The organism is Bacillus sp. X1(2014) (assembly GCF_007678255.1).
Map to the genome: position 1 here is coordinate 122,363 of NZ_VEED01000005.1, position 25,927 is coordinate 148,289.

Genomic DNA, 25,927 nt, shown 5'->3' on the forward strand with positions numbered 1-25,927 from the left:
ATATTTCTCTAAGCAGCAAAAAAGATTAGGAATCCCACCTAATCTTTCATTATTGCCTATTTATTTTCCATCAGCCATTTTGTAACAATCTCTGATTTTTCTTCATCTAATAGATTTCCAGGCATTTTTTTCGTGCCTTCATTGACGATTTTCAGGACTTCCGCTTCTGAATATTTATTTTTCATATGTGTGACTGCCGGACCGACAGCCCCCTGTAATTTATCGCCGTGACAAGCGGCACAACTATCTTTATAGATTGATTCTCCGTCCATAGCCGTACTTGTTTTACCCGATGAACAGCCAGTTAATAATATAAGCACTAATGCAGTAATAGCCCAAAGTCGTTTCACGATGTCTCCTCCAAACACATGTTAATAGTGGAAATGCTCCATAAATCTATCTTAATAGAGTTTGAGTGGGAAAATTCACCTTAAATATGAACAAAAATGTAAACTTCGGCGTTGTAATGGACAAATCGCTGGAATGATAGGTCATCATGGAATTAGCAGGCGCTTTAAAAGGAAAAAATATTTCCTATGTCGAAATAATTGAAGTGTAATTATTGAAACTGGGGGGAACGAGGATGGCAGGTAGCAAGGGAATTGTAGCAGACGATTTATATCGATTAAAGTCAGTGGTGAACCCACAGTTATCACCTGATGGTCGGTCATTTGTTTATGTACAGACCACGATAGATCAAGAGAATGACGAATATCAATCACAGCTCTTTTTTCAAACGCTTGAAAAAGGCGCGGAGTCTGTTCAATGGACGTTTGGAAAAGGAAAGAATACTACCCCCCGCTGGTCACCTGATGGGACTAAGCTTGCATTTGTCTCCAATCGGAGCGGAAAGAATCAACTATATGTGTTGAGTGTAAACGGTGGTGAGGCACAGCAAGTAACCTTTCTGCCAAGTGGAGCGAGCAATCCTGTCTGGTCTCCGGATGGAATGAAGCTGGCTTTCAACACTTCCTTACCATCTACTAAAACGATTTTCGATCCAGAGGAGAAGAAACAAGAGAGACCCGTGCCGCTGGAAGTGACGAAAATGAGATATAAGTCGGATGGCGAAGGATTTTGGCAGGGGCAATTTAAACAAGTGGTTGTAGTGAATGTTGGTTCTGGTGAATTAAGGCAACTTACCACTGGGGCATATGATGTAAGTTTATATTGCTGGTCACCGGATGGGAAGTACCTTGCTGTAGGGGCAGATGTAGCCGAAGTGGCTGATTTATCATTTAAGAATGATATTTATCTATTAAATATAGAAAAGAAAGAACTCACTCCTGTAACGAATGGAACCGGCTATTTTGGAAACGTGTCTTGGTCCCAAGATGGAAAATACCTTGCGATGATAGGGCATGAGCGAGAATATCAAAATGCCACACTCTCAAAAATCTGGCTTTATCAAATTAATACAGGCACATTTACATGTTTTACACCTGACTTGGATGTTCCTGTCGGTGATTATATGGTGGTTGACTTTCAACAAGGTGCATCTTCCCCAGGGTTAATTTGGGATGGGAACAGCCAAGGTTTTTATTTTATTACCTCAGAGCAGGGAAGTACGAATATTTACTTTGGTCAACTGAAAGATGGGATAAAGCCAGTTCTTGTCGGCGAGCAGCATGTTTATGGATTGTCCGTTGATTCGAAATCAGGACAAGCGATTGCAGCAATCAGTACCCCGACAGAAATTGGTGATTTATACTTATTAGCATTAAATGGGGAGCGGCCGCTTGAGAAGCTGACTACAGCGAACAATATCCAAGACGTGGTTCTCTCTAAACCGGAACCAATTGAATATGAAGGAGCAAATGGAAGGAAGATTCATGGCTGGCTCTTGAAGCCGGTTGGTTTTGAGGCGGGGAAGAAATATCCATTACTACTTGAAATTCATGGCGGTCCTCATGCGATGTATGGGAATACGTTCATGAATGAGTTTCAAATTTTGGCAGCGGAAGGGTACACGGTGTTGTACGTGAATCCACGCGGCAGTCATGGATATGGGCAGGATTTTGTCAATGCAGTACGCGGTGATTACGGTGGGGGCGATTATCAAGATTTAATGCTCGCTGTGGATTATGTGCTAGCAGAATTTGATTTTATTGATGAAAACCGTCTTGGGGTCACTGGAGGGAGTTACGGCGGCTTTATGACGAATTGGATTGTCGGGCATACCAATCGTTTTAAAGCAGCTGTAACACAGCGTTCGATTTCGAACTGGATTAGTTTTTATGGAGTCAGTGATATAGGCTATTATTTCACGGAATGGCAGATTGATGGGGATTTCCGCGATGTGGATAAACTGTGGAAACATTCCCCGCTTGCTTATGTAGAGAACGTAGAGACGCCATTATTAATCCTTCATAGCGAAAAAGATTATCGTTGCCCGATTGAGCAGGCGGAACAACTATTTATTTCTTTGAAGAGATTGGGGAAAGAAACCAGATTTGTCCGTTTCCCTGAGGAAAACCATGAGTTATCCAGAAGTGGCAAGCCAAGCTTACGTAAAAGCCGGTTAAATTACATTGTGGAGTGGTTCAGGGAGGAGATTTAATGATATTAGATGATCCCATTCGGAGGATATGAAAATGTTAATAGACAAAATAATAAATTTCGAAAATAATTTTGCAGAGATTCAATCGAAGGTAATAGAAAAACCTTATGGTAGAATCTTTTATGATCAAAATAATCCTTTATCTTATGATAGTAATCATGCATTCATCCATGAGGATTCCGACTATGAATTCGCGATTAAGGATATTGTGACTTTTTATCAATCAATAGATATCATTCCACGAGTGTATACATTCGCAAAAAATGAAAGTTCAGTTGGTCAATATTTAGAAAGTAAGGGATTTAAGAAATCACTAGATGAAATTTGTTTCTTTGTCCAAAAAAATAAAAAAAGAATAGATATTCCTCAGACCCTTCATTTTAAAAGGTTACATCGTATAGATGAAACCATAAATGAATTACTCAGCTCTGATCAAGAACAAGGTGAATGGGGGTTTAAATCACTGTTAAAGTCGATTGATAACGAAAATTTTTATTTGTTTGGTGGATTCGCTGATGAAGAATTAGTTTGTATAGCTTCCTTATATAGCAAAAATGATATTTCTAGAGTAAATGATGTATTTACTAAAAAAGATCAAAGAGGAAAAGGATACGGCAGCCAATTAATCAACTTTATGACTGATTTTAATGATAAGACACTAAACACAACCAGTTATTTATATGCCCACAATCCAAATGCAATAAAAGTATATAATAAAGCTGGATATGAAGAAATAAATGCAATTGTTAGAGGTTGTTACTGGTTAGAATAATACCCGTTCCACTCCTGCCCAAAAGTTTGATAGAAATTCAATAAAGTGAGGTTTATAAATGATTTTCACCTATGCTATTTCACAAGAGAACCAGTTGATAAAAGATGTAAAGATGGAGGACTTAAGGTCAGATCGATTCAAATTTTATTGGGTGGATTTTGAGGAACCAACTGATGAGGAAACAAAGTTGTTAAGTGAATTTTTCCACTTTCATCCCTTAGCGATTGAGGATTGTCTACATTTTATCCAGCGCCCCAATATGAATTATTATGGTGAAGTACTTTTCTTTGTTTTACATTCATTAGGTAAAACAATAAGGTGCGAGGAGATAGATGTTTTTGTTGGAGAAAACTATGTCGTTTCTTTTCATAAGGAAAAGGAAGAGGCGATAGACGTGGTAAAGCAAAAATTATTTGCTAGTAAGGAAATGGAAATGGTTGGACCGTTATATGTTCTTCATCGCATTATAGATGAATTAGTAGATTGCTATTTTCCGATTTTGCATCAAATTGAGGACAAACTAAATGAATATGAAGAGAAGGAATCAAGCAGCAAAAGAATTATCGAAGAGGTTTATGAGATTCGCAGAGATCTGATTCGTTTGCGGAAAACGATCATTCCGATGAGAGATTTGTTATACCGAATGATAAACTCTAAGCGGATTCAGGACACAAAGCAAATTCACCATTATTTTGCTGATATCTACGATCACTTGCTGAAGTTAACGGACATGGTTGCTTATAATCAAGACGTTACTTCTGATATGAGGGAGAATTATATGTCCATCCAATCCAATCGAATGAATTCCATCATGATGACACTTACAGTTATAACAACCATTTTTATGCCACTTACATTTATTGTGGGCGTATACGGAATGAATTTTGATCATATGCCAGAGTTACATTGGAAATACGGCTATTTTTTCACTCTAGCGGTTATGGCGATCATAGTAACTGTAATGATTTTATGGTTTTACAAAAAAGGCTGGTTATTTAAAAAGTAACCATCAACCAAACAGCTGATAAAATTCTGAAATATTGAAATGGTTAGCTTGAAAGGCAGAGAGTTGATATCTCTCTGCCTTTTTTTATGCACTTTTTAATTTAGTAGATACCTTGTGTAGGCAAAACTCTTTTTTTTGGGAGCTCCTTTTTTTGTTTAAATTTTCTTTTTCAGGTAATCCTTTCGATACCAAGCAGGTGAAACGTTCATCACCGAAGTAAATACGCGTGTAAAGTAATGTACGGATCCAAAACCGGTAACATCAGCGATTTCTTTAATCGGAAGGCTTGTCATTTCAAGCAGACGGGCCGCCTCTTTTACCCTTTCCTTGCGAATAAAAGTGGAGAAACTTTCACACAGTTCATTGGAAAACAGCCTTGATAAATGACGACTGGATATGTGAAGGTAGTCGGCGACATCTTCTAGCTTCAAGGGTTCTGATAAATTATCACGAATAAATAGTTTTGCTTGATATAAATGGGTTGGGGAACTATTCGAAAACATCTTTTCAGGACTTCGGTTTTGCTGATTTGCTTCGGAAAATAAAGAATTAAAGGATAGTATAAGTGTGTGTGCCATATTTGTAATGAAGATAAAATCTTCCGCCCTGCTGTTTGACGTGTAATCTACCAATGCCCTCCAGATTAGGGCCGTTGGGGAATCATCCGCCACACTGACACAAATCCTATTGGTTTTCGCCAGTTGATTATACTTGCGGATGGCCTCATCAAATGATTTTTCATGTAAAATCTCAAATGCGACAAATACAAGAAACAAGCCTGTTTCACTTAATATTTGGTGATGAATGTTTGGACGAGATAAAAATAATGTCCCTTTCTTTAACGGATATTGTTCATCCAAGTCTTTATAAAGTCCTTCTCCATTTAGTACGTAACACACTTCAAAAAAAGAATGCCTATGTATGGGATTGTTGAAATGTTTCGGGTTGACTCCCCAATAATTCACCTTAAAGGCAATTTCTTCTCCAAGCGGCCCCAGGGCATATTGATTTAAAATACCTTCACTGTGTTTACATGATTGGACGATCAATAATATCCCCCCAATGTCCTCATAAGACAAAAAAACAGCCTAATTTGATAAAGACAGAAATCTATTATTTTCTTAAAATTATAACAATTATACGATCAACCTTAAAGGAGGATATGGAATGATTACTGTAAAGGATGCAGAATTTTACAAAGAAAATGGATACTTGCTTGCTAAAGGGGTTTTTTCGAAAGAGGAAGTAGAGATTATGAAGACGGCGGTAGAACGCATTATTCAACGGGCAGCCAATACAAAACATGATCGTAACCATGCATGGCAAGGGGAGTACATCCCGGCAAACGAGTTAAAGAAACTGGTGTTAAAAGGGTTTCATGATGTTCATTATCATGATGCATCCTTTTCCAGGGCCGTCATCCATCCGAATATGGTGTCGATTTTGCAAAAGCTGATCGGACCGAACGTTCAATTACATCATTCCAAAATGCTGGTTAAGCCACCTGAAAAGGGAGCAGCATTTCCCATGCATCAGGATCATCCCTATTTTCCTCATGAAAGTCATACCATGTTGGCTGCTAGTGTTCATCTTGATGATGCAGACTTGGAAAACGGATGCCTGAGGGTCATCCCAAAATCTCATAAAGAAGGTCCCATCTCTCATGTAGGTCGTCACTACTTAAATCATAAGGAATATCCGATTTCCATAGGGACCCCGTGCCCTGCCGAAGCAGGCGACGTTTTGTTTTTTAATTATTTAACTATACACGGTTCTGATAGTAATCGAAGTGACCGGCCGCGTAGAAACGTATTATTCCAATATCGTGATCCAATGGATAAACCGACTGCCGATGTACATGTAAACTGGGGGCAGGGCTTGATGGTCTGTGGAGAAAATCCAACCTTCCGTGATTATCATGCTGATTTTGCCTCAAAAGTAGTGAATTGATGTAGAAAGTTAAAAACGGAAATTAACTAGGAAAGCGTAAAGAATCCCTAAGGGTCTTTACGCTTTTTTATTGTTAAAAAACTGCCACAATCTAGTGACATTTGAAACAGTCAAATTCCGACATTTCCTTTATGATATACGGTATACAGATAATAAATAATGAGTAATTATGCATAAACCATTGAGAGGAGTCCTCTATGAGAAATCAAGGCCTAAAGTCGGATTTAAGTTTGTTTATTCAAACCTTTAAATCCGTTCTGCTCAATCTGCCTGTGCCTTGCTCTATTCTTGATCTTGAAGGTACAATTGTCTTTTCAAATGATGCAATGATCCAGTTAACTGGGTATCAACGTGAAAAAGATTTCAAAAGGAGTTTTCTCTCTCAATTAGATGATAAATATATCGATAAAACAATCGAGCACTTTCAAACCGTCCTAACGGGAGAAAGCCCTCAGTTTCTGTTAGAAATCAGGCATTAGAACGGGAAAAATATTCCGGTAACTATCGTCTCGATCCCGCTTGAGATCCGTGGATTGGTTCTAGGAATATGCAGCTATATTTTGGACCGTTCCAATAAAGGGGCTGTTTTCCGTCAACTCTATGATCCGAGCAAGTGGGATCGTATTTTTAACGAAATTGATATTTGTTTATGGTCTATTGATGCAAAAACGATGGAGACCATTCAAATATCCTCATCCTGCCAGCGCATTTTGGGTTATTCCGAGGAGGAATTTATCCAGAACCCTTGTTTGTGGATGGAAGTTATCCATCCGCATGATAAAACGGACGTCCTAGCGCAACTGAATTTATTGGAAAAGGGGCAGTCTGCTAAACTTGAATACCGGATTCGCACCTTTCATGGGATGGAGAAATGGGTTTTTGATTATATCGTACCCATTTTTGATGAGCAATCCAATGGCCCTGTGAGATTTGATCGTGTTGTGATGGATATTAGTCAGCGGAAAAGAAACGAGGAAGAATTAACCTATTTAGCCTTTCATGATCCATTAACGGGCTTGCCGAATCGCAGGAAATTTGATGAACAGCTTTGTACAGCCATTATAGAAGCGAAGCGAAATAACCAGTTTGCAGGGATCTTATTTATCGATATTGATCGATTCAAGGATATCAATGATTCACTGGGGCACAAAATGGGTGATCGATTGATTAAAATCATCGCGTATCGGTTAAAAAGTCATATTCGTGCTGAAGATGTCATTTCACGTCAAGGTGGAGATGAATTTGTCATTTTATTAAAAAATCTGCCGAATGCACAAGTGATTGGTGAAATAGCCGCAAAAATAAGCAAAGTGGTTGAAGAGCCGATCAGACTGCTTGAACATGAGTACAGGATAAGCGTCAGTATTGGAACAAGTATTTTTCCGGATCATGGTAATGATGGCGATGTACTCATGATGAGAGCCGATCAGGCGATGTATCTGGCAAAGGAGAATAGGACGGGCATTCAGCAATATCAACTAGGTATGTCTACTAGTCTGTCTCGAAAAATGCTCCTTGAACAATATCTTCATCAGGCTATTGAAAAAAATGAGTTGTATTTAGAATATCAGCCCATTTTTGATGTATATACCAAGAAGGCTATCGGTTTGGAAGCCCTCCTCCGTTGGGAGCATCCTGTCTTGGGAAGTATTTCACCAGGTGAATTTATCCAGATTGCTGAGGAATCCGACCTGATTATTAAACTGAGCAATTGGGTTTTGGCGGCGGTTTGCAGACAGCGCCGGTTATGGCTGGATAAGAATTTACCGCCTTTTTATATATCTATTAATGTTCCTGCTCGGCAAATCCATCAGGAAGATTTTATTGAAACGATTAAACATTCATTAGAAAGGTATGACTTACCGCCTGAATTAATAAAAATTGAAATAACCGAAAGAACGGCGATGACAAATGTCGAGAGAACTTTGAAAACAATTCAAGAATTACAAGAATATGAGGTTGATATCATTCTTGATGATTTTGGAATTGGTTATTCATCAATAAGTTATCTTGTTCAATATCCATTTAATACGATCAAGATTGATAAATCGTTTATCCAGGGTTTAGAACATAAAAACCAAAAGTCCATTTGCCGGGCGCTGGTGGCCATGGGCAGAAACCTGGGGATGAATGTGGTCGCTGAAGGTGTCGAGACCATGGAGCAATACCATTATCTATGCAGTATTGGCTGCCATAAAATGCAAGGATACTATTTTAGCAGACCCACTTCTGTCGAGCTGGTGGAGAAGTTTTTTTAAACAGGGATTTCCCGCATATGCATTTTATAGAGCGGGTAAGTCCTTGTTTTCATCTGTATAAATCTGGAACTTTTTTCATAAAGTGTTTTAAAGGGGTGTGATCAGAATGAACTATACGAAATCAATAATTAGCGGACTCGTTGCGCTGGTGATTATCGTGGTTGGCTTTTTTTCTGGTACTACCGTGGATTCTGGATATCGAGGGGTTTTGTTACAATTAGGTGCCGTTAAACCGACGATTCTAACGGAAGGATTTCATTTTAAGATTCCATTCATTCAAACCGTACAGCCGATTGAAGTCCGAGTCCAAAAAGAAGAAAGTTCACAAACAGCGGCCTCAAAGGATCTGCAAATGGTCACTGCGATGGTGGCTGTTAACTATTCTGCTGATCCGGAAGCCGTGAATAAGCTTTATCAAGAGATCGGCTTGGATTATCGCACCCGAATCGTTGACCCAGCCATTGCCGAATCACTAAAGGCAATTACCGCCCAGTACACCGCAGAAGAATTAATCTCAAAACGGCCGGAAGTATCGGCGAAAGTGAAGGATATGCTCGCTGGTAAATTAACAAAATATTATATGATTCTTGAAGATATTAATATCAAAGAATTTGCCTTTAGTGATGAATTCAATAAGGCGATTGAATCGAAACAAACCGCCGAACAAAATGCATTACGTGCAAAAAGAGATCTTGAACGAGTCAGAATCGAAGCCGAGCAGAAAGTGGCTCAGGCGGGTGCAGAAGCAGAAGCTTTACGATTGAAAAAACAAGAAGTAACCGAGGAACTGATCCAATTAAAACAAATCGAAGTCCAAGAAAAGGCGTTGGAAAAATGGGATGGACACCTGCCAAGTGTTACAGGTGGAGCTACTCCGTTTATAGATGTAGAGGGACTTTCGAAAAAATAATTTAATTTAGTAACACCCATTACTTTCATTTGTTTTCATATAAAGTTTCTTATATAATTATCCTATTCAATAGGCGATGGAGTTCGCCATAAACCGTCTTTTTGACTAATGGCTCCTACTAGTGATTGCATTACTGGTAGGAGTCTGTTTTATTTTATAGAGAAATTTTATAAGGGGTCGTTTGATATGACTATTTTCGCGGTTGGGATAGGCGGCTTTTTTGGAGCAATCCTTCGTTATTTGATAGGGAAATTGATTTCTCCAACCAATGGATTCCCATTCGGTACCTTGACCATTAATCTATTGGGCTGCCTATTTCTTGCGTGGTTTTTTACCATTATAGTAAATCGAAGGGATATTAATCCGAATTTAAAATTAGCGATTGGAACAGGATTTACAGGTGCCTTTACCACGTTTTCAACCTTTTCCGTTGAAACATTGAATTTAATTAAAAATCATCAGATGAATGTGGCCTTGCTCTATGTACTTTTAAGCGTTTTAGGAGGAATCACTCTGGCCTTAATTGGTGTAAAATTGGCTGGATTTCAGTCCGAAAATCAACGGAGTAGAGGAGCGAGATAATGCTATTTGTCGGTATTGGGGGCATATTTGGTGCAATTTTGAGATTTCAGCTGGGGAAATGGATTACGAGCAAGACAACATACAAATTCCCACTTGCCACATGGATCATTAATATTAGTGGTTCTTTTGTACTTGGGCTTCTGGCTGTTTTACATCTAGGTAAGGGAATGCCCGAATGGTTATGGTTGTTGTGTGGAACAGGTTTTCTCGGAGCATATACCACCTTTTCCACCTTCGGTTACGAAACGATCCAAATGTTGCAGAAGTGGGAAATTAAACATGCCGTATTTTATGTAAGTACTTCGGTCCTTTTAGGTATTCTTTTTGCGTGGATAGGAAGTATAGTCGGCACCCATGTTTGATGTGTTTACAAGAGATGAAAGACACCGGTAAAAGAAAAGCTTTAGAAAAAAAGAAAGAGTTTTTCCAAGCTGCGGTAAACTCTCTCTTTAGTTGTGGATTTAATTAGGTTCAACATGGACATGTACATCATAAACATGATGCTCTTTAATCAATACATTTTCAACCTTGGTTGCAATATCATGGGCTCCACGAATATCTAAATCAGAATTTACCAGAATCACAATATCCACTACTACGTTATTACCGTAATTGCGAGCTTTAATGTCTTTAACCCCTTTAACCCCGTGACAATCAATGATCGTTTCTTTATATGTCTCTATTTGTTTTTCATCAAATCCATCGGTCAAATGATGGGAAGCATCCCTAAAAATCTCCCAACCTGTCTTACAGATGAGTAATCCAACGATTATCGCCGTAATCGGGTCGAGCCATGGAAGATTGAACTGGGCACCAACGATTCCTATAAAGGTACCGACACTGACCCATGCATCTGAAAGATTATCTTTTGCTGCTGCCATAACAGATTGGCTATTAATTTTTCTAGCTAATTTTTTATTATATCGATAAACCAAATACATAACCAGAGCACAAAAGAGACCGGTCCATGCAGAAACTAAATCTGGGGTTTCATTTCTTCCATAAAAAAGACTCGAAATCGCTTCGTATGTTACTTGTATTCCCACAGCAATCATAATAAATGAAGCGACCATGGAGGCAACTGTTTCAGCTTTCCAGTGCCCATAAGGATGATCATCATCGGGCGGCCGCTGTGATAATTTAAGACCAATCAATACAGCTATTGATGCAATAATATCTGTGACATTATTTAAACCGTCTGCTTTTAAGGCTTCAGAGTTAGCTATAAAACCGACTGATAATTTTATTGAAGATAAGACTATGTAAGCAATAATGCTTATAATCGCTCCACGTTCTCCTCTTCTCAAATCCAAATATCCCTGTTCGTTCATATTTCAATCCCCCGCCATTCTTCTATTTTTATTATGGGATAAAAATAACTAGTGGGTCTAGAGAAACCTTTTGTCATCCTTCAAACTAAGTAATGGCAGTGAAAAAAAGTTTCACTAGGGAAACTAGCAATATCTCTTATCCTTTCACTACAACCTTTAAAAAATTAACTATATTGCCCTGTCCAAAAAAGTTATTTTGCATAATTTATTTTGTGAGAAATGTTTTTAGGGGATGATCATTTGAATGAAATGAGCAATATGCAGCCTTCTAACCTCTGCAGGCAATTTGCTGATATCCTTGGTGCTACACCGTCTGTTATTAATGGAGTTTGTACAGCGACTAAATCTCGGACAAACCTCCACCCAGTTGTGTTGGGGCGTAGAGCAGAATCGTTTATGTTTGTGCCACAAGCATTTTCGTTTGAGAATATTGATAGCGAGGGAAGAGCATTGTGTCTTGGGGAAACTGTTATTCTTCAAGAGGAGATTAATCCTTTTATTTCCCGTTTACGGGCAAACGGGATTATTGTAACGGCTCTCCACAATCATTGGCTATTTGATGTACCACGCTTGATGTATATCCATTTTGAATCAATCGATGAACCACTTTCTTTTGCAAGAAAAGTTAGAAATGCTCTTGAAGTTTTGACTACTCGAAATGTGGGAAGGGTTCTAAATGGTAGAGCACGTGTAAATAGTCAAGCAGAAGAGTTGTGCGAAGAATTTCATAGAATCCTTGATGGTATGCATACGTTCGAAAATGGGATCTGTATGATTATGAGATCGCGAACAAATATTATGCCGCAAATTTTGGGGAGACGAACTAGGTCTTTCCTAGCTATTCCTCAGATGTTTACATTTGAGTCTTTAACCTCATCTGGTAGAGCACTTTGTAGTGGTGAAACAGTTATTTTGCAAGAAGAGATTAACCCGTTCATTGACAGGCTCCGTGAACACAATATTATTGTGACCGCTTTTCATAATCACTGGCTATTTGAAAATCCGAGATTGATGTATATTCATTTTGAAAAGATAGATAATCCAGTAAGGTTTGCACTAGCTGTTCGAGATGCTTTACAGGTATTAACAAATGAAGAAGTAAGACCTTCTTAATTGTTTGTTTTTAAGAATAACAATTACACTTAACTTAAAAAAGCCCGTTAAGGGCTTTTTTGTTTGAACTATCCCTCATTAGTGTTTATGTTCCATCCATGGATTTCCTATCATTGCATCAGAGATTTTGAAATAAAATATGGAACCATCTTGTGGAAAGGTGATCGTTTTTACTATTTTTGAAATTAGTGAATATTTTGTTACATATATTAATTTTTATTGACATTGATAATCATTCTCTATTATAATTGAAAATGTGAATGATAATCATTATCAAATAGAACGACAAAACAAACAAAACAAAACCGGGGGAAAACAAAATGTCGATTAGATTTAAAATGCTAGCAGCCTTGGCAGCCCTTTCATTAATATTAGGGGCTTGCGGAAAAGCAGAAGAAACAGAAAGCAAACCAAAAGTGGAGAACAAGGAAAAAGCTTCTGAGAAGAAAGAAGTTGAGGAAAAAGAGGAAGCAGCGTATGCTGATGTTTTTACAGAAGCATTAACAGAGCTTGATAAAGCTAAAGAAGGTAAAGAAGTTGATTTTGATAAAGTTACTTCGTTATATAATGAAAATTTAAAAGAGTTGGTTAAAAGCCGAGACTCAGAATTTGAAGATACAATTGATGATAAAATCACAACAGCACTTACTGCTGGTAAAGACGGAACTATGGATAAAGTTGTAGTTAGACAAATTTTTGATAAATTAATGCAAAAAGTATTTTATACATCAGTTAAACACGATTTTACAGAAGTAACAGAACTATGGGGTAACACGGACGAAGTTAAAGGTGAACTTGAAGAAGCAAAAGAGTACTATGCAATCCTAAAGACAACTGTTGAAAAGCGTGATGCAGCGTATGGAACAAACCTTGTTAGTGTTATTGATGGCGGATTTAACGAAATTGATGAGGCCGTAAAAAATAATGATCTACTTAGCTTTAACTTAGGAAAACAAGTTGTTGATAAAACGTTAATGAAAACATTCTATCTTGCAACTGGGGCTCTTCCTAATGGATATGCTACAAAGACAGCTGCTGAAGCAAAAGTGGATGCTGTGGCTGCTAAGGTAGAGCAGGCAGAAGGCTGGGCATTCTTCCAATCTTTATACGGATATTTCAGTAAGAATGCTGCAGATGAAACTGCCTTTATCGATAAATCATTTTCACTTGAATCAGATGTAAAAGCTTTAGATCCAGCTGCTGTAAATAAAGCATTTGTTCGCGGCTTTGCAAAAATTGCGATGGGTGAATATGAGGAAAGTAAAGAACTAATTGGCAAAGATGATAAAGCCGTTGTTACTGGTTTAGAAGGTGCATTATTTATTGACATTATCGGTGAAGATATCAAGACCCTTCTGGGTGAAGATGCTTATAAATCACTCAATGAAAAAGCACAGAAATATGTTGAAACTGCAAAAGCGAAAGATAAAGCGGCTGGTGAAGCGCAAGTGAAAGAACTTATTTCCACTCTGAATACAATCGTAGAAAAAGCGAAATAATGCAGAGGAAAAACCTTGTTCTAGTGACGCAAGGTTTTTCCTTTTTTCTTGTATATGAGAGAATAGGACTTAATGAACTATTTAGAGGTGTTTCTGATTGAAAATAATCGTAACTGGAGGGGCCGGATTTATTGGTTCCCATCTTACTAGAAGATTGATAAAAGAAGGACACGAAGTACTAATCCTTGACGTACTTCACCCGTATTACTCAATTGAGAGAAAAAAGCGCCATCTTGAATTTGTTAGTGAAGCAGGGAAGTTTCATTTTTATCAAGAAAGCCTTATACATAATGAAGATAAAGTCAGAGAAATATTTATTTCTTTCAAACCGGAAATAGTCATTCACTTAGCCGCTATTCCAGGAGTACCTCACTCTATTGCTGCTCCGAATGAGTATGTAGATTACGATATCAAAGCGACGATTAATGCTCTTCGTTTTGCTGGGGAATCCAATGTAAAACAGTTTATTTTCGCATCTTCGTCATCGGTTTACGGTGAACAAAAAAATGTTCCTCTTAAAGAGGAGATGGCAACTGGACGAGTTGTTTCTCCTTATGCAGCGGCCAAGTTTGGTGCGGAAGCGTTTTGTCATGCTTATTCTTCCTTATTTGACTATAAAGTCTCAATCCTTCGCTTTTTTACAGTATATGGACCATGGGGCAGACCGGATATGGCGATTACAGGGTTTATCAAAAAGCTGATCGATAAAAAGGAAATTACCCTTTTTGGAAATAGGACGGCGAGGGATTATACCTATATTGATGATTGTATTGCTGGAATCATTAGTGCTTTTAACCAACAGGAAAAAGTGGGCACATTTAATATTGGCTCTGGGAGTCCTATTTTCCTTGAAGAACTAGTAGATCACCTCAGGCTGTATTTTCCGGATATAGCAGTAAGGCAGGCTGAATTTCGCCAAGGTGATGTTCATTCCACTTGGGCAGATACTTCAAAGGCAAGGGAGCAGCTTGGATTTCAACCATCTGTTTCTTTTTCAGAAGGCCTTTCCAAGACGATAGAATGGGCAAAAAAACATGAGTCAGAAATCAGTTAATCGTTTACTGATAAGGCTAATGGGGTTGATTCTGGCAGGGATATTTATTGTTCTATCACTGCGCTATTTGCATGTTGAAAAGTTATTTAATGCAATGCAGGAGTTTTTTGTAGGAAACCCTTTTATGATTGTAGCTGTGACGATTTCTTACCTATTATCTTTTATTCTAAGAGCTGAAGCATGGAGATTATATTTAGGAAAGAAAGTAAGATTCTATAGCTGCCTGCAGGGGGTGCTCCTAAGCCTTTTCGTGAATCATATTACTCCAATTAAGGTGGGGGATGCAGTTAGAATTGGCGTTCTATCCTGGAGGGAAAAAAACATAAGTCCGGAAATTTCAGCCCATTCTGTTATTGTCCTTCGAGCAATAGATATGTTTTTTCTCCTCATGTTTTCATTTATTGGACTCGTTGCCTTTTCAAGGCCATTTGTCTTTCGTTATTCACTAGGTTTGTTGTTTATTTTAGTAATAATGATTTTAATTGGATCCTTTTTCGTCAAAAAACATCGTCCGCGGTTTGTGGAAAAGCATATACAATTAGTAAAAACAAGCTTAGCTGGAAAGAATTTTGTTTTAATTATGCTCTTCATTGCGTTTAGTTGGGCACTTGAAGGAGCTGTTGTCTGGAGTGTAACCGCATCGATAGGTAATGGTCTGCCGCTTTACAAGGCCATTTGGGTTAACTCGATCACGGTAGGGGGACAGATTTTTCAGATTACGCCTGGTGGAATTTCAACCTATGAATCCGTCATGACTGCTGCACTAGCAAGTTTTCATTATCCAATCAAAGATGGGTATATGGTGGCACTTATAAGCCATAGTTATAAATTTATTTTTTCCTATCTAGTTGGATGCCTATTATTAATCCATTCACCGGTAACGAAAATAAGACAAATAAGAGAGATATTATTAAGGAGGGGAAGACCTGAATGAAAAAAGCATCATCATTTGAAAAATTTGCCGCCAGGTGCTGGAACCTTTTAAACGAGGGAAAGCCATTTACACCGATTTTTACCATTGGAATCATGCTGATCTATTCCATTTCAAAGCTTGGCAATCCTTCATTTTTAGGAGATCTAGCCCTTGGGTTCCTCGCAATCCTGCCAATGCTGATTATTTACTATTTGTTCGATTACCCATTATTCTTAAGAAATTATTTATGGATTCCATTTACGGTATATCTTATTATCTGGGATCAAGTGAATCTCAGTTTGCTGCTTACAGCAGTGGGATTATATTTCTTCTTTACCGTGTTTTTTTGGGGAACGTTTTATTATCATCTGCGAATTGGTACTTCATGGCTTAATTTTACACGTTTCTGGAAGCTTGTGCTAAAAAATAGCGATTCAACAAGCGGAAATGCCCAAGAGCAATTGCCTAAGTTTCTTTTATTATTGTCTCTTTGGAATTTAGTCACTTCGGAGCCGTCATGGACTGGCAGTGAAGTTGGAGTACTAATCCTTTTTTATGCAGGTATCCTTTTATTCTCATGGATTCTCCATAAAAACCTATTTGATTGGAAGCCGAAAATTATTCCAACCTATACGTCAAATATAGAGGAGCGGACATCTGCCATTAATGAAAAAGTGATTGTTATGGTCATAGATGGTATGCGGAAAGAACGCTTTGAAGAAGCCAATACGCCGTTTCTCGACTTTTTGAGGAAAAATGGTACAGAGTATACGAATATGGAAACCGTTTATCCTGCACGAACCGTTGTATGCTTTTCCTCTATGTTTACAGGAACGTATCCCTTTGAACATGGTATAAAGTCGAATATGGTTTGGAAGCTTGGGATTAAAGTCGAAAGTGTTTTTGATAGTCTTCGAAAAGTAGGGAAAAAGGGTTCTTTATTAGCTGTAGCGCATCTCGTCGATTCCTTTGGTAAGGATGTTGAGACATTTACTGCTGTTATGAAAAATAATTTAGTGGATCGCGGCATTATTGAACGAGCTAAAAATATCATGGAAGAGCAGGATCCAGACCTACAAATTGTTCAATTAATAAGTACAGACCAAACTGGACACAGCCGTGGTGTTTTATATGATGAATATATTCAAAAGATTGAAGAAGCCGATTCCCTGGTAGAAGAATATTTTCATTGGTTAAAGGATAGAGGAAAGCTTGAAAATTACACGTTTATTGTTTGTGCTGATCATGGTCAGGCAGATGGTATCGGCGGGCATGGGCATTTGGATGAAGGTGAAAGATTTGTTCCCTTTTTCATGTATGGCCCTTCTATCGAGAAAGGAAAGAGTGTGGAGGAGAAGCATAGTTTAGTATCCCTCGCATCTACCATCTCTTACTTACTGGGTGCACCATTCCCTGATAAATCCCGAGGCCCAGTATTAATTGATGCAGTAAGGAAGGATGTTATTGATTATGAAGCACCAAAAAGTAATAGTTTTTCTGCCAGCATATAACGAAGAAGACTCAATTACAGAGGTCATTCGAAAAATACCCAGAAATTTCAATTCCCATGTGTGTGTAGAGGTTCTAGTGGTAAATGATGGTTCTAGTGATCGGACTGAAGAACTATCGTGGGCAGCGGGAGCAAATTATGTTCACACGTTTGATAAAAATCGAGGATTAGGGGCAGCAGTGAGAAAAGGGCTGGAACTGTGTGTTTTATATGGAGCAGATATTGGTGTTATGATTGATGCCGATAATGAATACCCAGCTGAACAAATTCCGGAATTAATTGAACCCATCTTATTGGGAACTTTTGATTATGTGATGGGATCCCGTTTTCTTGGATCGATTGATGGTATGAAATGGAACAGAAGAATCGGAAATTACTGTTTTACCTTTCTACAAGCGCTTCTTCTCCGGAAATGGATCTATGATGGTCAATCTGGTATGAGAGCATTTTCTAGACAGGCCATGGAGGAAGCAGAAATTATCCATGATTACAATTATGCCCAAGTGGTCACATTAAATTTAATTCGAAAAGGGTTTCGTATGCAGGAAATTCCCATTCGATATCAGGTTCGTAAAACAGGTGAATCATTTATTAAGTTTCGTTCTTATATGACCTCGGTCTTACCGGCTATTTTAAAAGAAATGAGAAGGCCAGTGAAAAAAGTACACACTACAAAGCAGACCTATAGGACGCAAGGCGGCAGGGTGTTTCCTATCTTAGATAGAAAACAGGATTAATTTGTCAGATAAGTATGATAAATATGTGACATTCTTCATTGCTATATTGACAGCGAGGATGATAATCATTATCATTAACCACAGGAGGGAATTTAGATGAAAAAACTCTCAGTTTTATTTTTTATTGTAGCAATAATTGTTAACAGCCTTTCCATTAGTGATGCCCATGCTTACTCATATGGTGACCCGAATGAAGAAAAGGTTGCTGAAGTATATAAGGAAATGGTCACTAAGCTTGATGAGACCCCTCCGAATTTCACATCTGCTAAAAAGCTTTTTGAAACCGTTAAAGAAGAAATCGATATGCATATGGGTCCTGAGCCTGCAAAGTTGATTTTGAAAAATATCGAAGCAGAAGATAAAAAAGCTACTTTAGAAAATATGGAAAAACTTCTTGTTTTAAATATTGCCAGACGTTTGGAAAGTATTGAGAATAACTTTAAGGAATATGACACAACGAAGCGACTACTTGCGAAAGGATTTGCTACATACGAAGCTATATCCCCGAAGGTTGAAGCTGAAAACCCTGATAATGATAAAAAAATCCGAACTGATTTTGATCAGGCTCTGGTAGCATTGGGGAACCCTGGCTTGTTTGGGGTAGGAAAAAAAGAAGCAAATTTAGAGGCCTTTAAGGAAAATAAAGCAGAAATTCTAGATAGCTTAAAATCAGAATTTAAATTAAAAAGTCTTGAAGTAGGGCATTTTTCTGAAAGTGCCACAGAACAACAAAGCACTGGGAAAAAGGATTGGACGGATATATCAAATATCCGTAACTGGATCCCGCTAATTTTAATAGTAGGAGTTATTATCGCTGTTATTATCTTTGTGATCCGCAAAAGAAGAAAGTAAACGAAGGCACCATGGGGGAGGAGAAGGACTGTGGAAATTCAGGCATTGTTAATCACATTCCGGGAAGTGTTAGAGGCCTTATTAATTGTAGGAATCATTACAACCTATCTTAAAAGAGTAGATCATAAGCAGTACACAAAATATGTTTGGATGGGGGCAGGTCTTGCCGTATTGGCAAGTATCGGAGTAGCCCTATTATTCCAAATTGTATTTACAGGTTTTGCAGCCATGGGAAGCGAAATGTATCTAAAAATAGGAATTATGCTTGTATCTACAGTTTTACTTACCCAAATGGTTTTCTGGATGGCTAGTCACAGTCGTGATATAAAAGGGAATATGGAAGGAAAAATGAATAAGTTTATTTCCGCTGGAAATGTTGTGGGTATGGTCGTCCATTCCTTTCTTGTTGTTCTACGAGAAGGTGTGGAAACGGTATTCTTCTTTGCCGCCATTACTGGAGGAAACATCGGTGCCGCCATGGAAGGCTGGGGTGCGATTACAGGTGTAGTCATAGCTGTTATCGTTTCCTATTTGTTCTTTAAAGGAACAATGAGGATTCCATTAAGCAGCTTCTTTAAATTAACAGGAGCTTTTATTATTCTTATTTCAGCCGGACTGTTGGTTCAAGCTATATCCATGATGCAGGATATTAACATCATTGGAAGTGTCCTGCCGCATGTGTATGATCTTACCTGGTTTTTGCCGGAGCATCCTATTGATTATACTCATTATCTTCGTGATACTGGGACAGCACCCATACTTTCAGGAGATATTGGAGTTTTCTTGAAAGCATTATTTGGTTATTCATCAATGCCTTCGCTTGAAGAAGTTCTGGCATATATCGGATACTTTGTAGCCATTTTTCTGCTAACCTCCTCCAAACCAGTAGCAAGTCAGCGGAAAAAAGAAAATGCTTCACAGAATGGCCACATTCTTAAGACACAAGTTAAATAACCCTTAAACAAAAAGTACAAGGCTTTTGCCTTGTACTTTTTCTCTGAAAAGGAGTGTGAATGAATGAAATTATCTAATCCGTTAAAAAAAAGCCTAATAGGATTAAGTATTACAGCTATAATGATTGTTTTTCTATCACAGCTTCTTTATGTAAATCCTTATACTTCCTCATGGGACCAGGTTGATTTTTCTCTTGCTGTTACAAGATTTGATTTAATGGCTATGCAGCCGCATTTCCCTGGTTATCCTTTGTTTATTTTAGGAGGCAAATTCATTCATCTATTTGTGAATGATCCATCAGAGGCACTGACTATGTTTAACATTCTTTTTTATGCCAGTTCTGTGTTTCCAATTTATAAATTATGCAGGAGCTTTTTAAGCGGCAGTTATTCATGGCTATCGGCTGCAATCATTTATTCTAGCAGTTTTTGCATCGTCATGGTTAACCAGCCAATGTCTGAAGGGGCGGCACTTGCCGCCTTTTGGTGGTATTTGTGGAGTTTGTTTTTTGCTTTTAAGAAGACGAATTCAACATTTATTTTGATCCCCTTAGCCATGTTAAGCCTTATGCTGGGAATTCGCCTTTCTTATCTGCCATTTTCCATCGGTATTCTTTTTCTTTTTTACCTTAAAGTTAAAGATAAAACGATTTCCAAAGTAGATTTAATTTATTACTGTCTGTTTGGCATCGCCTTTCAGGCCTGTTGGATCGTTGCTCTTATTGTTTCAGAAGGTAGTTTGATTGGTTTTATTAAGCTATCATTGGCCTTTACATCGGGGCATTTTAATGATTGGGGCGGTGCAATAGAAACATCCAAAATAAGTTTTTTGGAGAGGCTGACGAAATTCTCATGGGGGAATATTGTCTGGACTGGCATCGCTGGCAAATCTATTATCACTGTAGTTATTTTTATTTATTTTCTGATGTTTATCCTATTTCGCAGCTATAAAAAGCAGGAACCAAAACCTAATCACCCCATTATGAATCTACTTTACCTAATGTTTTCCTGCTATTTTGTTTGGGGATTGCTTGGACAAAACATTGAAAAGGCTCGGCACGTACTTCCATTAATCATTCTGTTAATTTTCTTCATTTGTATCAATCTTTTTTCAAAAAGGGCATCATATCTGATACTAGGACTAGCGTTAATCCTCTTAGGTCATCAAGTTTGGAAAGATGTTGTATTATTAAAAGCAGAAGGAACAGAAAGTCCAGCTATCTATAAGATGGATGAATATATATCGAAAATGGATCAGCCTGTGATTCTTTATACATGGGAAGAAACAAGGGTACTCCAGTATTTAAATGCATCTTATACACATAAAAGACTCGAAACGTTTGATTTTTTTAAGTCAGATTCAAAATATTACAGTGGAAGAACGATACTTCTAACGGATAAAGTAGTAAAAGGATTCCTCACACAAGGTCATTCATTGGATGGCAAAATAATAAAAGTAGCAAGCTTTCAATCAAATGAACTTTTTGATCCAGTTTATCATGATATTACTTTATTTAAATGGATAGGAAATGAAGCAGTCCATTAAGAATTAGAAGATATTCATAAAGGAAGGGAAAAATGCTTTGAAAAAAATAGCCATTGCTGGTACAGGGTATGTTGGACTTGTCACAGGGGTGTGTTTAGCGGAGATCGGCCATGATGTCATTTGTGTGGATCGTGACCCTCAAAAAATAAATACACTTCTTAAAGGCGAAGCAACCTTCTATGAACCGGGATTAGAAGAGTTAATGAAAAACAATCTCGAGGCAGGCAGACTTTCGTTTACAACTAGTCCCTTTATCGGTTATCAGGATGCAGATATCATCATGATCACAGTTGGAACACCAAATGATAAAAATGGTTCTCTTGATTTACAATATATTGAACAGATTTCAAAAGAAATTGGCAGAACGATAACTAGAAATAATATTCTAATTGTAACGAAAAGCACGGTACCATTAGGAACAAATGAGAAAATTAAAGAGTGGATTCAGTCTGAATTGCGTTCACCCTATTGTTTTCATTTAGCTGCCAATCCAGAATTCCTTAGGCAGGGTGCTGCCGTTTATGATACTTTCCATGGAGACCGTATCATAATCGGATCCGACAGCAAGGAAGCGATCCATACATTGGAAGAGTTATATAAACCATTGCACATTCCTATTATTAAAACAGATACAAAAAGTGCGGAATTGATTAAAATTGCCTCCAATTCATTTTTAGCCTTAAAAATTGGCTATGTAAATGCTCTTTCTGGTATTTGTGAACAAATAGGTGGAAATATTGAAGAAATCAGCCGAGGGATGGGGATGGATACAAGAATTGGAACCTCATTTCTAAATGCTGGAGTAGGTTTTGGAGGCTCTTGTCTGCCAAAAGATACGAAGGAACTTATTCATTTAGCAAATGAAGTTGGAGAACCAATAAGACTTTTAGATGAGGTTATGGAAATTAATAAAAGGCAAGAATTAAGGCTAATCGACAAAGCATTAGATCGGTTTAAAAGCTTAAAGGGAAAAAAGGTCGCACTGTTAGGGCTATCATTCAAGCCTAATACTGACGATGTCCGTGAGTCTGTTTCTATCAAGTTGGCAAAAAGGTTGGTGATGGAGGGAGCAATCGTCACTGCCTATGATCCTGTTGCAATAATCAATGCAAAAAGAGAAATTGGAGAAATAATTTCATATTCTGATACATTGGAGCAAGCATTGATGAATGCGGATCTTGCGTTCATTGGAACGGAATGGGAAGAGATTAAAAATATTCCTATAAATATGTTTTCTGAATGGATGACAGAGCCAGTTATTTTTGATGGCAGAAATTGCTTTCAGCTTGATGCTATGAAAGGCTTCCCTGTTGAATACCATTCAATCGGGCGACCATGTGTGATTGGGAAAGAGAACATAATAAAAACATTCGGTTTCGGCCTTGGATAGAGATAAGGCTTGCATTGAAAAATTAAAGATTTTACACTACAATATGTAATGGAAGGGAGGATGTTAAATGACAGTCAATAATTTTCGTTTTGACCAAGAAGGGCTTAATCGTTTTTTCGGTCCGCTAGAATCTAAAATAATGGACATTCTATGGGACGGCAATGAAAAGAGTATAAAGGACGTTCAACAAAAATTAGAAAACGAAAAACCCCTCAACTTTAATACGGTCATGACCGTTATGAACCGTCTTGTCGATAAAAACATCCTTACGAAAAGATTGGAAGGAAGAACATCTCTCTTTAAACCAATAAAGACCAAAGAGGATTTTATTAGCGACCAATCAAAAAAACTAACAGATAACCTTTTGGACGAATTTGGCGGATTAGTGGTTAATCATATGCTCGATTCTTTAAATGAAGTGGATGATCATTTACTTCTGAAACTGGAACAAAAAATTGAACAATTAAAAAAGGGCCGAAAGTAATATGATCTGGAAACATAAATCAACTGCCGTTTTAGGATTAGCCCTTTTCTTTGCGATTATTTTGTTTGTTCAAATGGCTATGTTTCTAGTTAATATCTTATTTGGCCCATTAGAGCTATTTAATATCTTTAATTTTTGCATTAGCTTATTTGAAAAAGGTACGTTTGCCTACTATGCCATCTTAATAATTGTGAATGCGTATATTTTCTATACAGTTTTCATGATTTGTAAAAAGGTCGTACAGCAAATCCTTGTTTTACATTCATTTCAAAATAAAATTCAACTACTTATGAATAAAGATAAATCCAAACAATTGAATCAAATCTTTAACAGAAAAAATGATGATATCCTTGTGATCAATCACAAAGATCCGTTGGCATTTACATTTGGGTTTTCGAACCCAGTAATTGTCCTTTCTACAACACTAATTGAAATGTTAGATGCAAAGGAATTAGAAGCAGTCATTTACCATGAGACTTCGCACCAAAGGTATTATGATGGAATTAAGGTATTTATTTTACAAATGATCTCAGAATCGATATGGTATATCCCTCTTACGAGATGGTCCTATCAGAATTATCGGATTATGATTGAACTAGTTGCAGATGAGTATGCGATTAATCGAATGGGTTCAGAACTTGGATTAGGCAGTGCTCTTTTAAAGTTAATTAAGAAGCAGCTGAAGGTTAATTCAAATCTAACTCCAGCTATAGTCCATTTTGCAGATAGTACAATCGATTATAGGCTTCAGCAATTGATTAATCCGCAGCAATCAATTCCGGTTAAAGTAGAGACACGAACAATTGTCATCTCTTTAAATGTATTTATTTTAATATTATTGCTATTAGTTATTGCCTAATAAGGATTGGAGGTTAAGTCCAATCCTTTATTTAATTAAGTAGTTAATAGATTAATTGATAGAGAAGTATTATCACTTGACCATTTGCAACAGCTTACACTACAATGAGTAGTGTTAAATGGGTTTTTTTGTGTAAATGAGTGAATTTTTTACTCTTTTACACTACGATTTGTAGTGGTGAATAAACGAATGTTGAAAGGAGAAAGTAAATTGAAAAAATCAGAAGCAGGGACACTCATTCTAAGGATATTTTTAGGGTTATCTTTTTTTATTCATGGATTTTCAAAGTTTCAAAGTGGCATCGAAAATACTGTAGGTTGGTTTGATAGTATAGGAATTCCAGGTTTTATGGGGTACATAGTCGCTATTATTGAATTAGTTGGGGGTTTGTTGTTAACCATCGGATTTGGAACACGATATATTGCGGCCCTTTTTGTTTTCATCATGATAGGAGCTATTTTAAAAGTAAAATTAGCAGCCGGTTTCATGGGGAATGGACAAGGCGCTGGGTTTGAATTGGATCTTGCCTTTGCGGTCATGGCAGTATTTCTATTCCTAAATTCAAAATCTGCTCTTTCGCTTGATTCGAAATTATTCTCAAAAAATCCACAATAATGATTTTAATACTTAGAGAAATTAGAGGGTGAATAGATGTCTCCAGGAAAAAGGAAAACAACAAAACCGAATAATCAATCATCTAAATTTATTTTCTGGGTGATTGGGTTAATCGCAGTTTGTCTCGTCGGGTTAATTTTTTTATCAAATACGGCTAAAAAAGAAGCAATGGACTATGAGGGACAGCCATTTTTAGGGGAAAAGTCAGCCCCTGTAAAAATCGTTGAATTTGGTGATTATAAATGCCCTTATTGCAAAAATTTTAATGATACACTACTTCCAAATATCGAAAAGGATTTTATCGATACAGGAAAAGCTTCGTTTTATTTTATGAATTATTCGTTTATCAATGTTGATTCTACTCGTTCTGCCAAATTTGCAGAAACCGTCTTTAAGGAACTAGGAAATGAAACGTTTTGGAAGTTTCATGAACTGTTATATAAAAAACAGCCTGATGATACGAAAGCGGAGCAAATGGATATCTATACGGAAGCCTTTCTTAAGGACACTTTAAGTGAAATTGTTTCTGAAGCTGAGGTAAAACGAGTGGTCAATGCCTTTGATAATGACCAATCAAAAGAGGCTTGGGAGAAAGATATGAGTGCTGCTAATAAGTTAAGTATTACAAGCACCCCTTCCATTTTTATTAATGGTGTGAAATTTGAAGGGAACACCTATGACGATTTCAAGAAAAGGGTAAACGAAGCAGCAACTGAAGAGTGATTTCTAAATCTGAAATAATTACCTAAAAAGAAGTTACAGTTGAACCATATTTGAAAATACAAATGAATTCAGGAATACATCAAAATAGGTGGTACATCGTCTTATCGATGAACCACCTCGTATTATTTTATTTATTTTCCTTATCGTGATCATCATCCATGATACCTTTTGTTGACTGTTTAAATTCTTTAAGAGTAGATCCCAATGCACGACCGAGCTCAGGCAGTTTTTTCGGCCCAAAAACAATTAATGCAATCATAAATATCAATAAGGCACCACCGATTCCTATGTTTGCCACCTTGACGCCTCC

Annotated in this window: 27 protein-coding genes and 1 riboswitch; of the genes, 23 read left to right on the forward strand and 4 right to left on the reverse strand. The window is 37.4% G+C overall.

Features of this window, described 5'->3' with window-relative positions; all coding sequences use genetic code 11:
* Positions 1 to 56: 56 nt before the first annotated feature.
* Positions 57 to 350, reverse strand: a complete 294-nt coding sequence (locus FS608_RS12135; protein WP_144550288.1) for a c-type cytochrome — start codon at positions 348 to 350, stop codon at positions 57 to 59.
* Positions 351 to 583: 233 nt separating this feature from the next.
* Here FS608_RS12135 and FS608_RS12140 point away from each other — a divergent pair, with 233 nt between their 5' ends.
* From FS608_RS12140 to corA, 3 genes are read left to right on the forward strand one after another with little or no spacing between them, the layout of a single operon-like run.
* Positions 584 to 2,560 carry a S9 family peptidase gene (locus tag FS608_RS12140; protein WP_144550290.1) on the forward strand — a complete coding sequence of 659 codons (1,977 nt, stop codon included), beginning with the start codon at positions 584 to 586 and terminating at the stop codon, positions 2,558 to 2,560.
* Between the two features lie 34 nt (positions 2,561 to 2,594).
* Positions 2,595 to 3,332, forward strand: coding sequence for a GNAT family N-acetyltransferase (locus tag FS608_RS12145; RefSeq protein WP_186328697.1), 738 nt, complete (start codon positions 2,595 to 2,597; stop codon positions 3,330 to 3,332).
* Between the two features lie 58 nt (positions 3,333 to 3,390).
* Entirely contained in the window at positions 3,391 to 4,338 is a 948-nt protein-coding gene (gene corA / locus FS608_RS12150) for a magnesium/cobalt transporter CorA (RefSeq protein ID WP_144550294.1), read from the forward strand.
* A gap of 155 nt (positions 4,339 to 4,493) precedes the next feature.
* Here the strand turns inward: corA and FS608_RS12155 are convergent, their stop codons facing one another.
* Positions 4,494 to 5,387 (reverse strand): helix-turn-helix transcriptional regulator, encoded by an 894-nt coding sequence (locus tag FS608_RS12155; RefSeq protein WP_186328698.1) that lies wholly within the window; start codon positions 5,385 to 5,387, stop codon positions 4,494 to 4,496.
* A 118-nt stretch (positions 5,388 to 5,505) separates the two neighbouring features.
* On the opposite strand from FS608_RS12155, the gene FS608_RS12160 reads away from it, so the two are divergent.
* From FS608_RS12160 to crcB (FS608_RS12185), 6 genes are all read left to right on the forward strand, one after another.
* Positions 5,506 to 6,288 carry a phytanoyl-CoA dioxygenase family protein gene (locus tag FS608_RS12160; RefSeq protein ID WP_144550298.1) on the forward strand — a complete coding sequence of 261 codons (783 nt, stop codon included), beginning with the start codon at positions 5,506 to 5,508 and terminating at the stop codon, positions 6,286 to 6,288.
* A 197-nt stretch (positions 6,289 to 6,485) separates the two neighbouring features.
* A complete protein-coding gene (locus FS608_RS12165) occupies positions 6,486 to 6,767 on the forward strand; it encodes a PAS domain-containing protein (RefSeq protein ID WP_144550300.1) in 282 nt (93 codons plus the stop codon).
* Between the two features lie 54 nt (positions 6,768 to 6,821).
* On the forward strand, positions 6,822 to 8,546 hold the full coding sequence (locus tag FS608_RS12170; protein WP_144550302.1) for a putative bifunctional diguanylate cyclase/phosphodiesterase: 1,725 nt from the start codon (positions 6,822 to 6,824) through the stop codon (positions 8,544 to 8,546).
* 106 nt (positions 8,547 to 8,652) lie between these two features.
* A complete protein-coding gene (locus FS608_RS12175; RefSeq protein WP_144550304.1) occupies positions 8,653 to 9,456 on the forward strand; it encodes a prohibitin family protein in 804 nt (267 codons plus the stop codon).
* Positions 9,457 to 9,519: 63 nt separating this feature from the next.
* Positions 9,520 to 9,581, forward strand: a riboswitch (Fluoride riboswitch).
* Positions 9,582 to 9,642: 61 nt separating this feature from the next.
* Positions 9,643 to 10,038 carry a fluoride efflux transporter CrcB gene (gene crcB, locus FS608_RS12180; protein WP_144550306.1) on the forward strand — a complete coding sequence of 132 codons (396 nt, stop codon included), beginning with the start codon at positions 9,643 to 9,645 and terminating at the stop codon, positions 10,036 to 10,038.
* Positions 10,038 to 10,400 carry a fluoride efflux transporter CrcB gene (gene crcB / locus FS608_RS12185; protein WP_144550308.1) on the forward strand — a complete coding sequence of 121 codons (363 nt, stop codon included), beginning with the start codon at positions 10,038 to 10,040 and terminating at the stop codon, positions 10,398 to 10,400. The genes crcB (FS608_RS12180) and crcB (FS608_RS12185) overlap by 1 nt, the downstream gene beginning before the upstream one ends.
* A 99-nt stretch (positions 10,401 to 10,499) precedes the next feature.
* On the opposite strand, the gene FS608_RS12190 is transcribed toward crcB (FS608_RS12185), so the two are convergent.
* On the reverse strand, positions 10,500 to 11,369 hold the full coding sequence (locus FS608_RS12190) for a cation diffusion facilitator family transporter (protein ID WP_144550311.1): 870 nt from the start codon (positions 11,367 to 11,369) through the stop codon (positions 10,500 to 10,502).
* Positions 11,370 to 11,618: 249 nt separating this feature from the next.
* On the opposite strand from FS608_RS12190, the gene FS608_RS12195 reads away from it, so the two are divergent.
* From FS608_RS12195 to FS608_RS12260, 14 genes are all read left to right on the forward strand, one after another.
* Entirely contained in the window at positions 11,619 to 12,482 is an 864-nt protein-coding gene (locus FS608_RS12195) for a DUF1259 domain-containing protein (protein ID WP_144550654.1), read from the forward strand.
* 320 nt (positions 12,483 to 12,802) lie between these two features.
* Positions 12,803 to 13,981: a hypothetical protein gene (locus FS608_RS12200; RefSeq protein ID WP_144550313.1), complete on the forward strand. Its 1,179-nt coding sequence runs from the start codon at positions 12,803 to 12,805 to the stop codon at positions 13,979 to 13,981.
* Between the two features lie 97 nt (positions 13,982 to 14,078).
* On the forward strand, positions 14,079 to 15,035 hold the full coding sequence (locus tag FS608_RS12205; protein WP_144550316.1) for an NAD-dependent epimerase/dehydratase family protein: 957 nt from the start codon (positions 14,079 to 14,081) through the stop codon (positions 15,033 to 15,035).
* Complete coding sequence (locus tag FS608_RS12210) at positions 15,016 to 15,969, forward strand: lysylphosphatidylglycerol synthase transmembrane domain-containing protein (protein ID WP_144550317.1); 954 nt, start codon at positions 15,016 to 15,018, stop codon at positions 15,967 to 15,969. Before FS608_RS12205 ends, FS608_RS12210 begins: the two co-directional genes overlap by 20 nt.
* The gene (locus tag FS608_RS12215; protein ID WP_144550319.1) at positions 15,966 to 17,459 is read left to right on the forward strand and encodes an alkaline phosphatase family protein; all 1,494 of its coding nucleotides are present in this window, start codon (positions 15,966 to 15,968) and stop codon (positions 17,457 to 17,459) included. The genes FS608_RS12210 and FS608_RS12215 overlap by 4 nt, the downstream gene beginning before the upstream one ends.
* On the forward strand, positions 17,419 to 18,195 hold the full coding sequence (locus FS608_RS12220; RefSeq protein ID WP_144550321.1) for a glycosyltransferase family 2 protein: 777 nt from the start codon (positions 17,419 to 17,421) through the stop codon (positions 18,193 to 18,195). The genes FS608_RS12215 and FS608_RS12220 overlap by 41 nt, the downstream gene beginning before the upstream one ends.
* A 96-nt stretch (positions 18,196 to 18,291) precedes the next feature.
* Positions 18,292 to 19,047, forward strand: a complete 756-nt coding sequence (locus tag FS608_RS12225; RefSeq protein ID WP_144550323.1) for a hypothetical protein — start codon at positions 18,292 to 18,294, stop codon at positions 19,045 to 19,047.
* Positions 19,048 to 19,077: 30 nt separating this feature from the next.
* Positions 19,078 to 20,001 (forward strand): FTR1 family iron permease, encoded by a 924-nt coding sequence (locus FS608_RS12230; protein WP_144550325.1) that lies wholly within the window; start codon positions 19,078 to 19,080, stop codon positions 19,999 to 20,001.
* A gap of 63 nt (positions 20,002 to 20,064) precedes the next feature.
* Positions 20,065 to 21,546 (forward strand): hypothetical protein, encoded by a 1,482-nt coding sequence (locus FS608_RS12235; RefSeq protein ID WP_144550327.1) that lies wholly within the window; start codon positions 20,065 to 20,067, stop codon positions 21,544 to 21,546.
* Positions 21,547 to 21,583: 37 nt separating this feature from the next.
* Positions 21,584 to 22,936 carry a UDP-glucose dehydrogenase family protein gene (locus FS608_RS12240; protein ID WP_144550329.1) on the forward strand — a complete coding sequence of 451 codons (1,353 nt, stop codon included), beginning with the start codon at positions 21,584 to 21,586 and terminating at the stop codon, positions 22,934 to 22,936.
* A gap of 67 nt (positions 22,937 to 23,003) precedes the next feature.
* Positions 23,004 to 23,420 carry a BlaI/MecI/CopY family transcriptional regulator gene (locus FS608_RS12245; protein ID WP_144550331.1) on the forward strand — a complete coding sequence of 139 codons (417 nt, stop codon included), beginning with the start codon at positions 23,004 to 23,006 and terminating at the stop codon, positions 23,418 to 23,420.
* A gap of 1 nt (position 23,421) precedes the next feature.
* Positions 23,422 to 24,279: a M56 family metallopeptidase gene (locus tag FS608_RS12250; RefSeq protein ID WP_144550333.1), complete on the forward strand. Its 858-nt coding sequence runs from the start codon at positions 23,422 to 23,424 to the stop codon at positions 24,277 to 24,279.
* 210 nt (positions 24,280 to 24,489) lie between these two features.
* Positions 24,490 to 24,894, forward strand: a complete 405-nt coding sequence (locus tag FS608_RS12255; RefSeq protein ID WP_144550335.1) for a DoxX family protein — start codon at positions 24,490 to 24,492, stop codon at positions 24,892 to 24,894.
* Between the two features lie 36 nt (positions 24,895 to 24,930).
* On the forward strand, positions 24,931 to 25,617 hold the full coding sequence (locus FS608_RS12260; protein ID WP_144550337.1) for a DsbA family protein: 687 nt from the start codon (positions 24,931 to 24,933) through the stop codon (positions 25,615 to 25,617).
* A gap of 127 nt (positions 25,618 to 25,744) precedes the next feature.
* Here the strand turns inward: FS608_RS12260 and FS608_RS12265 are convergent, their stop codons facing one another.
* Complete coding sequence (locus tag FS608_RS12265) at positions 25,745 to 25,915, reverse strand: twin-arginine translocase TatA/TatE family subunit (protein WP_144550339.1); 171 nt, start codon at positions 25,913 to 25,915, stop codon at positions 25,745 to 25,747.
* Positions 25,916 to 25,927 lie beyond the last annotated feature (12 nt).